The 14,802-nt window shown below is 57.4% G+C and carries 12 protein-coding genes; 5 read left to right on the top strand and 7 right to left on the bottom strand.

Features of this window, described 5'->3' with window-relative positions:
- Positions 1–4: 4 nt before the first annotated feature.
- Positions 5–244, top strand: coding sequence for a [Fe-S]-dependent transcriptional repressor FeoC (gene feoC, locus IEX01_RS15310; protein WP_024557017.1), 240 nt, complete (start codon positions 5–7; stop codon positions 242–244).
- Between the two features lie 25 nt (positions 245–269).
- On the opposite strand, the gene IEX01_RS15305 is transcribed toward feoC, so the two are convergent.
- Entirely contained in the window at positions 270–539 is a 270-nt protein-coding gene (locus IEX01_RS15305; RefSeq protein ID WP_024557018.1) for a YdgH/BhsA/McbA-like domain containing protein, read from the bottom strand.
- Positions 540–693: 154 nt separating this feature from the next.
- The gene (gene bioH, locus IEX01_RS15300; RefSeq protein WP_024557019.1) at positions 694–1,467 is read right to left on the bottom strand and encodes a pimeloyl-ACP methyl ester esterase BioH; all 774 of its coding nucleotides are present in this window, start codon (positions 1,465–1,467) and stop codon (positions 694–696) included.
- Positions 1,468–1,506: 39 nt separating this feature from the next.
- Between bioH and gntX the strand changes: the two genes are divergently transcribed.
- Both gntX and nfuA read left to right on the top strand, forming a co-directional pair.
- Entirely contained in the window at positions 1,507–2,187 is a 681-nt protein-coding gene (gntX, locus tag IEX01_RS15295; protein ID WP_188724121.1) for a DNA utilization protein GntX, read from the top strand.
- 58 nt (positions 2,188–2,245) lie between these two features.
- Positions 2,246–2,821, top strand: coding sequence for a Fe-S biogenesis protein NfuA (nfuA, locus tag IEX01_RS15290; RefSeq protein ID WP_024554015.1), 576 nt, complete (start codon positions 2,246–2,248; stop codon positions 2,819–2,821).
- A gap of 147 nt (positions 2,822–2,968) precedes the next feature.
- Here nfuA and malQ read toward each other — a convergent pair whose 3' ends face one another.
- Both malQ and malP read right to left on the bottom strand, forming a co-directional pair.
- Positions 2,969–5,092: a 4-alpha-glucanotransferase gene (malQ, locus tag IEX01_RS15285; RefSeq protein ID WP_188724120.1), complete on the bottom strand. Its 2,124-nt coding sequence runs from the start codon at positions 5,090–5,092 to the stop codon at positions 2,969–2,971.
- Positions 5,093–5,101: 9 nt separating this feature from the next.
- Positions 5,102–7,504, bottom strand: coding sequence for a maltodextrin phosphorylase (gene malP, locus IEX01_RS15280; protein WP_188724119.1), 2,403 nt, complete (start codon positions 7,502–7,504; stop codon positions 5,102–5,104).
- Positions 7,505–8,190: 686 nt separating this feature from the next.
- On the opposite strand from malP, the gene malT reads away from it, so the two are divergent.
- A complete protein-coding gene (malT, locus tag IEX01_RS15275; protein WP_188724118.1) occupies positions 8,191–10,896 on the top strand; it encodes an HTH-type transcriptional regulator MalT in 2,706 nt (901 codons plus the stop codon).
- A 99-nt stretch (positions 10,897–10,995) separates the two neighbouring features.
- On the opposite strand, the gene IEX01_RS15270 is transcribed toward malT, so the two are convergent.
- The 3 genes from IEX01_RS15270 to glpE all read right to left on the bottom strand — a co-directional run bounded on the left by IEX01_RS15270 (position 10,996) and on the right by glpE (position 13,003).
- Complete coding sequence (locus IEX01_RS15270) at positions 10,996–11,754, bottom strand: DeoR/GlpR family transcriptional regulator (RefSeq protein WP_188724117.1); 759 nt, start codon at positions 11,752–11,754, stop codon at positions 10,996–10,998.
- 27 nt (positions 11,755–11,781) lie between these two features.
- A complete protein-coding gene (glpG, locus tag IEX01_RS15265) occupies positions 11,782–12,609 on the bottom strand; it encodes a rhomboid family intramembrane serine protease GlpG (protein ID WP_024559779.1) in 828 nt (275 codons plus the stop codon).
- A 64-nt stretch (positions 12,610–12,673) separates the two neighbouring features.
- Entirely contained in the window at positions 12,674–13,003 is a 330-nt protein-coding gene (gene glpE / locus IEX01_RS15260; protein ID WP_024557026.1) for a thiosulfate sulfurtransferase GlpE, read from the bottom strand.
- 189 nt (positions 13,004–13,192) lie between these two features.
- On the opposite strand from glpE, the gene glpD reads away from it, so the two are divergent.
- The gene (gene glpD, locus IEX01_RS15255) at positions 13,193–14,707 is read left to right on the top strand and encodes a glycerol-3-phosphate dehydrogenase (RefSeq protein ID WP_024557027.1); all 1,515 of its coding nucleotides are present in this window, start codon (positions 13,193–13,195) and stop codon (positions 14,705–14,707) included.
- Positions 14,708–14,802: the final 95 nt, after the last annotated feature.

Genomic DNA, 14,802 nt, shown 5'->3' with positions numbered 1-14,802 from the left:
CGCGATGGCGAGCCTGGTTGACGTACGCGATCTGCTGGCGCTCCAGGGGCGCATGGAGGCGCAGCGCATCGGCAAGATGCTGGCGCTGCCCCTGCCCCGGGTGGCGGCAATGCTGGAGCAACTGGAAAGAATGGGCAAAGCGCAAAGGGTGCAGGCGGAGCCGGACGCCTGCCTCAGCAGCGGTTGCAAAGGTTGCCCGGAGAGCCAGGGCTGCCAGCGCGAGCTGTGGATGCTTACGCATTAAAAAGGCGGGTCGCCCCGCCGTTTTTTTATTTATACACGTCCGCCGTAGCGTGAATATCCTTTCCCGGTTTCTGCGCGCTGATGACAACATAATACTTGCCGCCCATCGCATCGGCTTTTTTCGACAGTTCCTGTCTGGCATCCATCGGCGCCGTGGCGTCGTCCGTAACAATGGTGCCGATTTTGGTCAGATTCATCTCTTTCACTTTCTCTTTCTGAATCTCTTCCGCCGCCAGCGCGCCGAAGGAAACAGAACCGATAAACAAAGCCGTAGTTACGCCAGTGATGATTTTCATAGCCATGACTCTCCTGAAAACAATCGAAGGAGTAAAAGATACCGACGCAGGACAGGCGCAGACTTCCTTTGCCCCTGCCCTGACTACCTCGTAAACGTCAGCAGACAGTTACGTTTTAAGTATTAACGACGGGCGCGCTTAAGCAGTCTTATTTTTATAAAAAGGGCGAAGAAAATTCTCGTAAGGCCAGACAAAATTCCGCCGGATGCGAGATGAACGGGGCGTGTGCCGCCTTTGGAAACACCAGAGAATCGCTTTGCGGCCAGGCTTCGTCTAACAAGGCTGCGACGTTGCGCGGCACCAGCCCATCGAGCCTGCCGTAAATACGCAAAAAGGGCAGCGAAAGCGCGGCGAGCGGCTCGCGCAAATCAACGGTTTTCAGGATCTCAAGCCCCCCATCCAGCACATCCGCCGCGGGCATTGGCTGAGCCAGCACCACCGCCTTGAGCGTACGGGCATCCTGTCGCGCCGTTTCCGTGCCGAGCGTTTGCAGCGCCAGGAAGCGCTCTACCGTGCGCTGAAAATCTTCGCGCAGCTGCCGCTGGAATCCGGCCAGCACATCGGGTTTGATGCCGGGCCATTCGCCATGAGCGCTGAAACAGGGCGACGACGCCACGGTCACCAGCGCCTGTACGCGCTGCGGATGCGTGAGCGCAATCTGGCTCGCCACCAGCCCGCCAAGGCTCCAGCCAAGCCACACGGCCCGCTCCGGCGCCTGACGCAGTACGATTTCCGCCATCGCGTCAAGCGAAAGCGCGCCAAAGCCCTGGCTTCTGCCAAAGCCCGGCAGGTCTACCAGGTGCAGCGTAAAATGCGAGCTTAATTCCTCAGAAATGCAATGCCACACTTCGGCGTTCAGCCCCCATCCGTGCAGCAGCACAAGATGACAATTTCCCTTCCCTTTGGTCTGCCACCAGATGTCGTTCATCCGTTACTCTTCTCATGATTGATGTACAAGGAGGTCGTCATGCTAACAATACCGGGGATATGTTGGCTATGCCGGATGCCGCTTGCCCGTTCTGGCTGGGGAGTCTGCTCACGCTGCGCCAGGAGCCTGAAATCGCCGCCTCACTGCCCGCAGTGCGGTTTACCTGCCGCGCACGGCCGCTTGCCGTGCGGGCGCTGTTTGCAAAAGCCGCCGCCGTGGCAGCGACTGGTGTATATCAGCAATTACGCCGCGCCGTTAAGTTCGCTGGTGCACAGGCTTAAATTTCAGCGCCAGACCACGCTTGCCGCCGCACTGGCGCGCCTGTTGCTGCTGAACGTGTTACAGGAAAGGAGAACGGCAGGACTGCCGCCGGCAGACAGGATTATTAGCGTGCCGCTGCATCGCCGCCGCGCCTGGCGCCGCGGTTATAACCAGAGCGATTTGCTCGCCAGATGCCTGGCGCGCTGGCTTGGTTGTCAGTATGAAGCCCGCGCCATCAGTCGGGTGCGCGCAACGGCCATTCAACATCATCTGAGCGCCCGGCTGCGCCGACGGAACCTGAAAAACGCCTTCCGGCTTGAATTGCCGGTTAAAGGACTCCATATCGTTATTGTGGATGATGTCGTTACGACCGGCAGTACGGTCGCCCAAATCGCGCGCCTGCTTTTGCAGCACGGCGCGGCGACTGTCCAGGTATGGTGCCTGTGTCGAACCTTGTAGAGCCTCGATGATGGGCGTATTATAACCGACTAAAATAGTCAACTATTAGGCCATTGTTATGATCCGTATTTCCGATGCTGCCCAATCACACTTTGCCAAACTGCTGGCAAATCAGGAAGAAGGGACGCAAATCCGCGTGTTCGTCATCAACCCAGGCACCCCGAATGCCGAATGCGGCGTTTCTTATTGCCCGCCGGACGCCGTGGAAGCAACGGACACTGCCCTGAAATTCGACCAGCTTACCGCTTACGTGGATGAGCTGAGCGCCCCGTATCTGGAAGATGCGGAAATCGATTTCGTGACCGACCAGCTCGGGTCCCAGCTAACGCTGAAAGCGCCTAACGCCAAAATGCGTAAAGTTTCCGACGATGCCCCGCTGATGGAGCGCGTCGAGTACCTGCTGCAGTCGCAGATCAACCCGCAGCTGGCAGGCCATGGCGGTCGCGTCACGCTGATGGAAATCACCGATGAAGGTTACGCCATTCTGCAATTCGGCGGCGGCTGCAACGGTTGCTCCATGGTGGACGTGACGCTGAAAGAAGGTATCGAGAAACAGCTGCTGAATGAGTTCCCGGAACTGAAAGGCGTGCGCGATCTCACCGAGCACCAGCGCGGCGAGCACTCCTACTACTAACAGAGCGCGGCTGTAGATGGCGAGTGCTGTTTGCGCTTGCCTTACAACACCTTTAACGCCAGGGTCCACGGGGCGGATAAGCGCAGCGCCATCCGCTTTTACCTCCGGCGTCCAGTTATAAAAAAGCCCGCATTGCGCGGGCTTTTTTTATTTCTTGCGCTTACCGGCAGGCGAGCTCGCCATCGCCGCTTTTTTACGGCGATTATCGAGATCCTTAATTAGCCGGTTGACACCCTCATCGGCGAACATCTGCTCAAGGCTTGTCGAGAGTTTGCGCCGCCAGTTTTTATACTGGTAGCTGGTGCCCGGGATGTTCACCGGCTCCGCCATATCCAGCCAGTCCTCCGGTTGCAGGCCAAGCAGCGCGCTGTTGCTGTCGGCGATGTAGCGTTGCAGCCCGCGGTTTAGCGTGGAGGTCATCTTCATTAACGACGCGTTATGTCCGGTTCGCTTCGGCAGACAGCCAGATTTATGCAGGCTCTCCAGCAGGCCCTGTTTGGCGCGCTCGCGATCTTCATACAGGCCGTGCAGCACCTCGGCATCCGGATACAGGCCAAGCGTTTTACCAAGCGTCAGGTCACCGCTTTCCCAGTAGCCGCGCAGCGTCGGCAGGTCATGGGTGGTGGCGACCGCCATTGACTGCACCGGCCAGGCTTTCGGCGCGCGGAACTGCTTCTCATGGTCGCTCTCGAAGTAGAGCACCTTATAAGAGTAAACACCGGTGCTGCGCAGCTTGCCGACAATCTCCGCCGGCACGGTGCCGAGATCTTCGCCGATAACCATACAGCGATGACGCTGGCTTTCCAGCGCCAGGATAGCGAGCAGATCGTCTACCGGATAGTGCACATAGGCGCCTTTATCCGCCGTCTCGCCGTAGGGGATCCACCACAGGCGCAACATCGACATAACGTGATCGATGCGCAGCGCGCCGCAGTTCTTCATATTAGCGCGCAGCAGCTCCACAAAAGGCTCGTAGCCGCGCGCGGCAATAATGTGCGGATCCATCGGCGGCAGGCCCCAGTTCTGCCCAAGCGGCCCAAGAATATCCGGCGGCGCGCCGACGGACGCTTTCAGGCAGTAGAGCTCCCGATCGCGCCAGGTTTCCGCCCCCCCTTCCGCCACGCCTACCGCAAGGTCGCGATAGAGGCCTATCGGCATTTCATGCTGTTGACTGGTTTGCCAGCACCCGGCGAACTGGGTATAAGCCAGCCATTGCAGCCAGAGGTAAAAATTAACCTCATCAGCCTGCGCTTCGCAAAACGCGTTAACCTCCGGGCTGTGAATGTCCCGGTAAGCCTCAGGCCAGACGGGCCAGCCCCAGCGCATTTTGTCTTCTTTCATTTGCGCGGCGTGCAGCGCGTCGAACGCCGCCTGCCAGTAAAGGCTCTCCCCCTGCTCGGCGACAAACGCGTGAAACGCCACGGCCTGCTCATCTTCCTCGCTGCGGGTGGAAAAGCGTTTCCATGCCATGTGCAGCGCGGTGAGTTTCAGCGCCGTGACGGTGGCGTAATCCACCCACTGCGCGTCGCGGGCCGCCTGCAGCGATTGCTGCGTGGTAGGAAGCCGCCACCAGGCCTGCGCCTCTTCGCTTAAGTGAAAATCCTCCACCGCGTTCACGTCGATATAAATCACATTGAGCCAGCGGCGGGAAGAGGGGCTGTAGGGGCTGGCGCTTTCCGGGTTCGCCGGGTAAAGCGCGTGGATCGGGTTGAGGCCGATAAACGCCCCGCCCCGCTCGCCGACTTCCGCCAGCATCTTTTTCAGATCGCCAAAATCGCCGATCCCCCAGTTGGCTTCTGAGCGCAGCGTGTAAAGCTGCACGCAGGCGCCCCAGAGCTTCTTGCCATCCAGCAGCGGCTGCGGCTCATAACAGCGCTTAGGCGCGACGATGACCCGGCATTCCCAGCGCTTTTTCTGCTGCGTCAGCGTCAGCGTGTGATAGCCCAGCGGCAGACGCGTAGGCAGGACAAGCGTTTCACCGCCTTTTGCCTCGCCGGTGTGCTGCTGCCCCTGTTCGGTGTCGAGCAGCCACTGATAGTCCCCTTTCCCCTCAAGAGAAAACTGCATCCGGTTGCCCCGGATGAACACTTTCACATTCGGCACCGGCGTCGCCGCCACGCGTTTATTCGCGCTGACGGCGGTACGGTTCATCGCGTCCAGCAAACGCTGCTTGGTTTCAGCGCCAATAGCCTGCGGTTTGCCGTGCGCATTGATGTAGTTCGCTGCAATGCCCGCTCCCAGAGCGGCATTATCCAGGCGTTTGCTATCCATGAATTATCCTTAGCGTTTCGCCTGCCAGATACGTTGTTGGTAATCGCGAATCGACCGGTCCGAGCTGAACATGCCGCAACGCGCCGTGTTGAGTATAGCCGCGCGCGTCCAGGCTTCCTCATCGCGATAGAGCACATCCACCTCTCGCTGCGCTTTCACATAGGCGTTGAAATCCGCCATGACCAGATAAGGATCGCCGCCCTGTTTGTCCATGCTGCGCAGCATGAGGTCGAACGCGTGCTTGTCGCCGTCGCTGTAAACGCCCTTTTCAAGCTCTTTAAGGACTGCGTCGAGCAGCTTGTCTTTTTTACGCCATTTCACCGGGTCGTAGCCTTTGGCCTTCAGCGCTTTCACCTCTTCCACGGTATGGCCGAAAATAAAAATGTTCTCTTCGCCAACCTGTTCGGCAATCTCAACGTTAGCGCCATCCAGCGTGCCGACGGTCAACGCGCCGTTAAGCGCCAGCTTCATGTTGCCGGTGCCGGACGCTTCTTTGCCTGCGGTGGAGATCTGCTCGGAAAGATCCGCCGCCGGGATCATCTTCTCCGCCACCGACACGTTGTAGTCCGGTAGGAAAACCACCTTCAGCTTGTCGCCCACGAGCGGGTCGTTGTTTACCGCTTCCGCCACTTTATTAATGGCGAAGATAATGTTTTTAGCCAGGTAGTAGCCCGGCGCCGCTTTTGCGCCGAACAGGAACACGCGAGGCACGCGGTCCGCCTGCGGGTTCTCACGGATCTCTTTATAAAGCGCGAGGATATGCAGCAGATTAAGGTGCTGGCGTTTGTATTCATGCAGGCGCTTAATCTGCACGTCGAAGAGCGCATTCGGGTTAATTTCTATGCCGGTGCGGGCTTTCACAAAGGCCGCCAGGCGAACTTTGTTTTCCTGCTTAATAGCGCGGTAAGCCTTGCGGAAAGCCGCGTCGTCGGCATACTTCTCCAGCCCTGACAGCACATCGAGGTCGTTCACCCACTCTTTTTTCAGCGTTTTATCAATCAGCGCCGCCAGCGCTGGGTTGCACTGCTTAATCCAGCGTCGAGGGGTAATGCCGTTGGTGACGTTATGGAATTTGTTCGGCCAGAGCGTGTGATATTCCGGGAAGAGATCTTTCACCACCAGATCGGAGTGCAGCGCCGCCACGCCGTTTACCGCAAAGCCGCTGACCACGCACAGGTTCGCCATGCGCACCTGGTTGGCATGCACCACCGCCAGTTTCGCCCATACGGCTTCATCGTTAGGCCAGGTCTTTTGCACCAGCTTCTTAAAGCGGGCGTTAATCTCTTTGATGATTTGCATGTGGCGCGGCAGCAGCGTGCGCACCAGGCGTTCATCCCAGGTCTCCAGCGCTTCCGGCATGAGCGTATGGTTGGTGTAGGCGAACGTTTTGCTGGTGATAGCCCAGGCTTCATCCCAACTCAACTGGTGCTCATCAATAAGGACGCGCAGCAGTTCGGGAATCGCGATGGTAGGGTGGGTATCGTTAAGCTGGATAACTTCATAGTCCGCCAGATCGTGCAGATTACGCCCCGCCAGGTGATGACGACGCAGGATATCCGCAACCGAACAAGCGCACTGGAAATATTGCTGCATCAGGCGCAGCTTTTTACCGGCCAGGTGGTTGTCGTTCGGATAGAGCACCTTGGTGAGTTTATCGGCGTCGATGCCCTGCTGCTCGGCCTTCAGGAAGTCGCCGTCGTTAAAGCGCGTGAGATCGAACGGGTGCGCGTGCGTGGCCTGCCACAGGCGCAGCGGCTGCGTCACGCCGTTGCGATAACCTATCACTGGCAAGTCCCATGCCTGGCCGGTAATGATAAACCCAGGCTGCCAGCGCGACGTTTTGCCTTCCTTCACCACTTTGCCGCCGATGCCTACCTGCACGTCCAGTTGTTCATTGTGGCGAAACCACGGATAGCTGCCGCGATGCCAGTCATCCGGCGCCTCCATCTGCTTGCCGTCGTCAAAAGACTGGCGGAACAGGCCGTACTGATAGTTCAGGCCGTAACCGGTGGCGGGCTGGCCAACGGTTGCCATCGAATCCAAAAAGCAGGCGGCGAGGCGGCCAAGCCCGCCGTTGCCGAGCGCCGGATCGATCTCCTCTTCCAGCAAATCGCTCAGGTTGACATCATGGGCCTCAAGCAGTCCTGCAACCTGCGAATACCAGCCAAGATTCAGGAGGTTATTACCGGTCAGACGGCCAATCAGGAACTCCATGGAAATGTAATTAACGTGGCGCTGAGCAGAGGTGTTGTTTACCGCAGGCTGAGCGGCGAGCATTTCCGCCAGCGCGCCGCTTACCGCGTGCCACCACTGGCGCGTGGTCATTTCTTTTGCAGACGTTAAACCAAACTGCTGCCACTGGCGCGTCAGGGCGGCCTGAAATTGTTCTTCGTTAAAAATAGGCTGTGACATAGGGAATCGGGATCCTGTAGCAAAATAAACATCTTTTATAATAGTGTGCCGCGCCCCCTGGCTAACTTCCTCATCCTGCCAGGTATTAGACGGGGAGGAGTAGCGGGGAGTAGCGAAAACTGTGATCGGCGGCACTTAAAGCCGCCTGGAGCGGCAAAAAACCGTGCAAACCATCACTTCGGAAACACCCAAAAATAGCGCTCTTCTTTACTGACGCGCCCTGCGCTTATTTGTTTTTGGTGGTGGATGGAAAAGATAAAAAATGGACCTAAAGGTTTACGTTTTATTTTTATGAAATAACGTTTTGAAAAACAATTAATGAACAGAAATAATTAATCACCGTTTTAAATAAAGTAAACAAAATTTACCGATCGCTGAGAATTGATTATTTTTGCATCAGTAAATACGCAAATAGCCGTAATCTGGCGGCGCGAAGTCTTTATTCCCCCTTTGCCTGTAACGGCCAACATTGCGCGCCAGGCCGCACCAGACGGCGCTTTGCTACTATCGGGTGAAATTTATTGAACTAATAAATAGAAGTGTGACAGAGAGCAACTTTAAGCTCTCAGAAACCGGACATAACTTGCAATAATTCCCGTTCTGAACGACCTTATAATCAGCATTAATTACGAGGCACAAAAAAATTCTCCATTCCTCCTGATTCCTGCACAGTGAAGTGACCGATTATGTTGATACCGTCTAAATTAAGTCGCCCGGTTCGTCTGGAGCACACCGTAGTACGCGACCGTCTGCTGGCTAAATTATCCGGCGCCAACAATTATCGTCTGGCACTGATTACCAGCCCGGCCGGATACGGTAAAACAACGCTGGTCTCCCAGTGGGCCGCAGGTAAAAACGAGCTGGGCTGGTACTCGCTTGACGAAGGCGATAATCAGCAGGAACGTTTTGCCAGCTATCTTATTGCCGCCGTGCAACAGGCGACGGGCGGACACTGTGTCAGCAGCGAGGTGATGGCGCAAAAGCGCCAGTACGCCAGCCTCTCATCGCTTTTCTCGCAACTCTTTATTGAGCTTGCGCAGTGGGAGCGTCCGCTCTATCTGGTGATAGACGACTACCACCTCATTTCTAACCCGGTTATTCATGAAGCGATGCGCTTTTTCCTGCGTCATCAGCCGGAAAACCTGACGCTGGTGGTGCTCTCACGCAATCTGCCGCAGCTTGGCATCGCTAATCTGCGCGTACGTGACCAGCTGCTGGAAATTGGCAGTCAGCAGCTCGCTTTTACGCACCAGGAGGCGAAACAATTTTTCGACTGCCGCCTTAACTCCCCTATCGAGCCTGCTGAAAGCAGTCGCCTGTGCGACGATGTGGCAGGCTGGGCCACCGCCCTGCAGCTTATCGCCCTGTCGGCGCGTCAGAGCGCCAGTTCCGCGCATCATTCCGCGCGTCGCCTGGCGGGCATTAACGCCTCCCATCTCTCCGATTATCTGGTGGATGAGGTGCTCGATAACGTAGACGACAGCACGCGCCAGTTCCTGCTGAAAAGCTCGCTGCTGCGTTCGATGAACGACGCGCTGATCGTGCGCGTAACGGGTGAAGAAAACGGCCAGATGCGGCTGGAAGAGATTGAACGCCAGGGATTGTTTTTGCAGCGCATGGACGACTCGGGCGAATGGTTTAGCTATCACCCGCTGTTTGGCGGCTTTTTGCGCCAGCGTTGCCAGTGGGAACTGGCAACAGAGCTGCCGGATATTCACCGCGCGGCAGCGGAAAGCTGGATGGCGCAAGGCTTCCCGAGCGAGGCGATTCACCACGCGCTGGCGGCGGGCGATTCCCGTATGTTGCGCGATATTCTGCTTAATCATGCGTGGGGTCTGTTTAACCACAGCGAGCTGGCGCTGCTTGAAGAGTCGCTCAAGGCGCTGCCGTGGGAGAGCCTGCTTGCTAATCCTAAACTGGTGCTGTTGCAGGCCTGGCTGATGCAAAGCCAGCACCGTTATAGCGAAGTGAATACGTTGCTGGCGCGCGCCGAGCAGGAGATGCAGGAGGCGATGGACGAAACGCTGCATGGCGAATTCAACGCCCTGCGCGCGCAGGTCGCCATTAACGACGGCGACCCGGAAGAGGCGGAGCGGCTGGCGATGATCGCGCTCGACACCTTGCCGCTGGCGAGTTTTTACAGCCGCATTGTGGCGACCTCGGTGCACGGCGAAGTGCTGCACTGCAAAGGCGAACTCACGAGATCGCTCTCGACGATGCAGCAAACGGAGCAGATGGCGCGCCGACACGACGTCTGGCATTACGCGCTCTGGAGTCTTATTCAGCAAAGCGAAATTCTTTTCGCCCAGGGCTTTTTGCAGGCCGCCTGGGAGACCCAGGATAAAGCCTTCACGCTTATCCGCGAGCAGCACCTTGAGCAATTGCCGCTGCATGAATTTTTACTGCGCATTCGCGCGCAGTTGCTGTGGGCCTGGTCGCGCCTTGATGAAGCCGAAGCGTCGGCGCGCATGGGCATGGACGTGCTGTCGAGCTATCAGCCGCAGCAGCAGCTTCAGTGTCTGGCGCTGCTTGTGCAGTGTTCGCTGGCGCGCGGGGATCTCGATAACGCTCGCAGCCACCTGAATCGTCTGGAAAACTTGCTTGGCAATGGCCCTTATCACACAGACTGGGTGTCGAACGCCGATAAGGTTCGCGTCATTTACTGGCAGATGACGGGGGATAAAAAATCGGCCGCCAACTGGCTGCGTCAGACGCCGAAACCCGCTTTCGCTAATAATCATTTTCTGCAAAGCCAGTGGCGCAACATCGCCCGGGTGCAGATCCTGCTTGGCGATTACGACCCGGCGGAGATGGTGCTGGAAGAGCTGAACGAAAACGCCCGCGGCCTGCGGCTGATGAGCGACATCAACCGCAACCTGCTGCTGCTTAACCAGCTCTACTGGCAGGCAGGACGCAAGAGCGACGCCCAACGGGTGCTGATGGAAGCGTTGACGCTCGCCAACCGCACCGGCTTCATCAGCCACTTTGTGATTGAGGGCGAAGCGATGGCGCAGCAACTTCGCCAGCTCATTCAGCTCAATACGCTGCCAGAGCTGGAGCAGCACCGCGCGCAGCGCATTTTGCGTGAAATTAACCAGCATCATCGCCATAAATTCGCCCACTTCGACGAGAGCTTTGTTAACCGTCTGCTGACGCACCCGGAGGTGCCGGAGCTTATCCGCACCAGCCCGCTTACTCAGCGCGAATGGCAGGTGCTGGGGCTGATTTATTCCGGTTACAGCAACGATCAAATAGCCGGCGAGCTTGAAGTGGCGGCGACCACCATCAAGACACACATTCGCAACCTGTACCAGAAACTCGGCGTAGCGCACCGCCAGGATGCCGTACAGCATGCCCAGCAGCTACTGAAGATGATGGGATATGGGGTTTAACGGTATCCCCGCTGCATAGCGAATTAGTCAGTCAGCGCTCTGGCGAACGTAATCGTTCATGCCTGATTTACCAGAGCGCCGCCCGCCGTTACCCCATTCTCAGCACAGCTCCAGCTGCACATTATTCTCGCTAATCACCTTCATCACGCCTGCTGGCGGCATGACATCCGTATACACCGCGTCTACCAGATTGATGCTACCGAGGTTAACCATCGCGTTACGGCCGAACTTGGAATGGTCCACCACCAGCATCACGTGGCGGGAGTTTTCGATAATGGCGCGCTTGGTGCGCACTTCGTGGTAGTCGAACTCCAGCAGCGAGCCATCGCTGTCGATGCCGCTGATGCCGAGAATGCCGAAGTCGAGACGGAACTGAGAGATAAAATCGAGCGTCGCTTCGCCGATAATGCCGCCGTCGCGGCTGCGCAGTTCGCCGCCCGCGAGGATAATACGGAAGTCCTCTTTCACCATCAGCGTGTTCGCCACGTTCAGGTTATTCGTCACGATACGCAAATTGTTGTGATCAAGCAGCGCGTGAGCCACCGCTTCCGGCGTCGTGCCGATATCGATAAACAGGGTGGCGCCATTGGGGATCTGGCTTGCCACGCGCCGGGCGATACGCTCTTTTTCCGCCGTCTGCGTCGCTTTACGATCGTGCCAGGGGGTATTAACCGAACTGGAAGGCAAGGCGGCGCCGCCGTGATGGCGCAGGATCATGTTCTGATCGGCCAGATCGTTTAAGTCGCGGCGAATAGTCTGCGGGCTAACCGCAAACTGCTCGACCAGCTCTTCCGTGCTGACATAGCCCTGCTTTTTTACCAGTTCGATAATCGCGTCATGACGTTGTGTTTGCTTCACACTCTTCTCCTGAAGTATCCCCGGATCTTATGTTCGTTTTCGCGCATGAAAGGTATCCGTCAGCGCCATCGCCAGCCCAACCAGCAACCCGGTGACATGCGCCGCGTTGGCGACAGAAAGGCCAAAGAGATCAAACCAGCCCGCAATCAGCCAGATAAGGGCGAAAGCGAGCAGCCCGCGCGGCATATGCAGCCCGCTTTGCGGATCGCGCTCGCCGCGCAGCCAGACATAGCCCATCAGCGCGTAAACCACGCCGGAAAGGCCGCCAAACCACGCGCCGCTATAGTAATGCTGGATAAAACCGCTTAACAGCGCAGCGATAAGAAACAGCGTCAGCAGCTTGCCGCTGCCGAGGCGCTTTTCCACCGGGCCGCCCAGATACCACCACCATAACAGGTTGAAAGTGATATGCAGTATGGAGAAGTGCAGCAAAGCGTGGCTGAAATAACGCCACGCCTCGAATTTCAGCGAAGGGTCGAACGGCCATGCCAGCCACACCATTATTATCTGGTCGCCGACCGCCTGCATCAGCAGATAGACCACGATGCACGCCGCCATCACCAGCAGCGTGAGCGGTCCGGCGTTCTGGCGCACGGTGGCGAAAAAAGGAAAGCGTCGATACTGCAAATGGCTGCCCGCCTGCCCGGTCTGCCAGCTGGCGGCCAGATAGCGCGGGTCATAGGGATTTTGCTGAAAGCGCGCCAGTTCAGCCTGCACCCGTTCCGCCTGGCTCTCATCGGCAAGCCAGACTTCATACTCCTGCTGCGGCTTAATGGTCAGCGTGACGCCCTGCGTTGCCATGTAATCGACAAACGCCTGCGCCATGCGCGGATTAGCAAAAGAGGTAATTAACATCGCCTGCTCTTTCGTTAGCGGAAAATGCGATGAGTATACCGGGTAAAAGGGCCGCTACCGACAATTACTCCTCGCCGCGCGCCACTTCCGCCGGAAAATGACGGTGCCAGGCGTCGAAACCGCCGTCCACGCTGTAGACCTGGTCATATCCCTGTTGCAGGAGATATTGCGCCGCGCCTTTGCTGCTGTTGCCGTGATAGCACATCACCATTACCGGCGTATCAAAATCGGTGTTCTGCATAAAGTTAACCAGCGTGGCGTTGGTCAGGTGGAACGCGCCCGGCGTATGGCCCAGCTCATAACTCTGCGGATCGCGGATATCGACCAGAACCGCGCTGCCCTGGTGAAGTCTCTGGTGCGCTTCTTCCACATTAATACATTCAAATTGATCCATGGTGCTTCTCATCGTTGGTACAGGACAAAGGCTCTTGGCCTTAAGTTTACGTGGGAACCCTATCAGGACGCCATATTGTTATTCATATCACATTGAATTGTTTTTTTACTGTTACCAAAAGCGCGTTTGTTTGCTATTATGAGCGATATCGAACATTTTTGAGCTTTAACGAAAGTGAATGAGGGCAGTATGGAAACCAAAGATCTGATTGTGATAGGTGGGGGCATCAACGGTGCCGGTATCGCGGCAGACGCCGCCGGGCGCGGGCTTTCCGTACTGATGCTGGAAGCGCAGGATCTCGCCTGCGCCACCTCCTCCGCCAGCTCTAAACTTATTCACGGCGGCTTGCGCTACCTTGAGCACTACGAGTTCCGCCTGGTGAGCGAAGCGCTCGCCGAGCGTGAAGTATTGCTGAAAATGGCCCCGCACATCGCTTTCCCGATGCGCTTTCGCCTGCCGCACCGCCCTCACCTGCGCCCGGCGTGGATGATCCGCGTTGGCCTGTTTATGTATGATCATCTGGGCAAGCGCACCAGCCTGCCTGGCTCTACCGGTTTGCGTTTTGGCGCGGATTCGGTCCTCAAGCCTGAGATAACGCGCGGATTCGAATATTCTGACTGCTGGGTGGACGATGCGCGCATGGTGCTGGCGAACGCGCAGATGGTGCAGAAAAAAGGCGGCGAGGTATTAACTCGCACTCGCGCCACTTCCGCGAAGCGTGAAAACGGCGAGTGGATCGTGCAGGGCGAAGATGTTGATACCGGCGAAACCTTTACCTGGCGCGCCCGGGGACTGGTGAACGCCACCGGGCCGTGGGTGAAAAGCTTCTTCGACAACGGCCTGGAGCTGCCTTCCCCTTACGGCATCCGGCTTATCAAAGGCAGCCACATCGTGGTGCCGCGCGTCCATACCCAGAAGCAGGCTTACATCCTGCAAAACGAAGATAAGCGTATCGTCTTCGTTATCCCATGGATGGATGAGTTTTCTATCATCGGCACCACCGACGTGGAGTACAAAGGCGACCCCAAACAGGTGGCCATCGATGAAAGCGAAATCAGCTACCTGCTGAAGGTCTATAACGCGCACTTTAAAAAGCAGCTGGGCCGCGACGACGTGGTCTGGACCTATTCCGGGGTGCGTCCGCTTTGCGACGACGAGTCAGATTCGCCGCAGGCTATCACTCGCGATTACACGCTGGATATCCGCGACGAAAACGGCAAAGCGCCCCTGCTTTCTGTGTTTGGCGGCAAGCTGACTACGTACCGTAAACTTGCCGAGCATGCGCTGGAAAAACTGAAACCCTGGTACCCGACGATGGGCGAAGCCTGGACGAAAAACGGCGTACTGCCGGGCGGCGAGATCAACGGCGATCGCGACGCTTATGCCGCGCAGTTGCGCCGCCGCTACGGGTTTATCAGCGAGTCGCTGGCCCGTCGCTTTGCGCGCACCTACGGCAGCAACAGCGAGCTTATTCTTAATGGTGCAACCGACATCAGCGCGCTGGGCGAGCATTTCGGCCATGAGCTGTATGAGGCCGAACTGCGTTATCTGGTCGAACACGAATGGGTGCGCCGCCTGGACGACGCGCTGTGGCGTCGCACCAAGCTTGGTATGTGGCTGAACGCGGAAGAGCAATCCCGCGTGGCGCAGTGGCTTGAAGCGCATCAATCGAAAGGCCGCGTCGCCCTCTCTCTCGCCTCCTGAGGTTTATCCGAAAAGCGCGTTCGGGCACCCCGCCCGGACGCCGGATTTTCTGGTGTGGTTCATGCTTACCGTAACGGTTAGGTATAAAACATCGT

The organism is Franconibacter daqui (genome assembly GCF_014644275.1).
In the GTDB taxonomy this organism is placed as follows: Bacteria; Pseudomonadota; Gammaproteobacteria; order Enterobacterales; family Enterobacteriaceae; genus Franconibacter; species Franconibacter pulveris.
The sequence above is the reverse complement of the archived record's forward strand: the minus strand, read 5'-3'. Positions and strand labels throughout refer to the sequence as shown.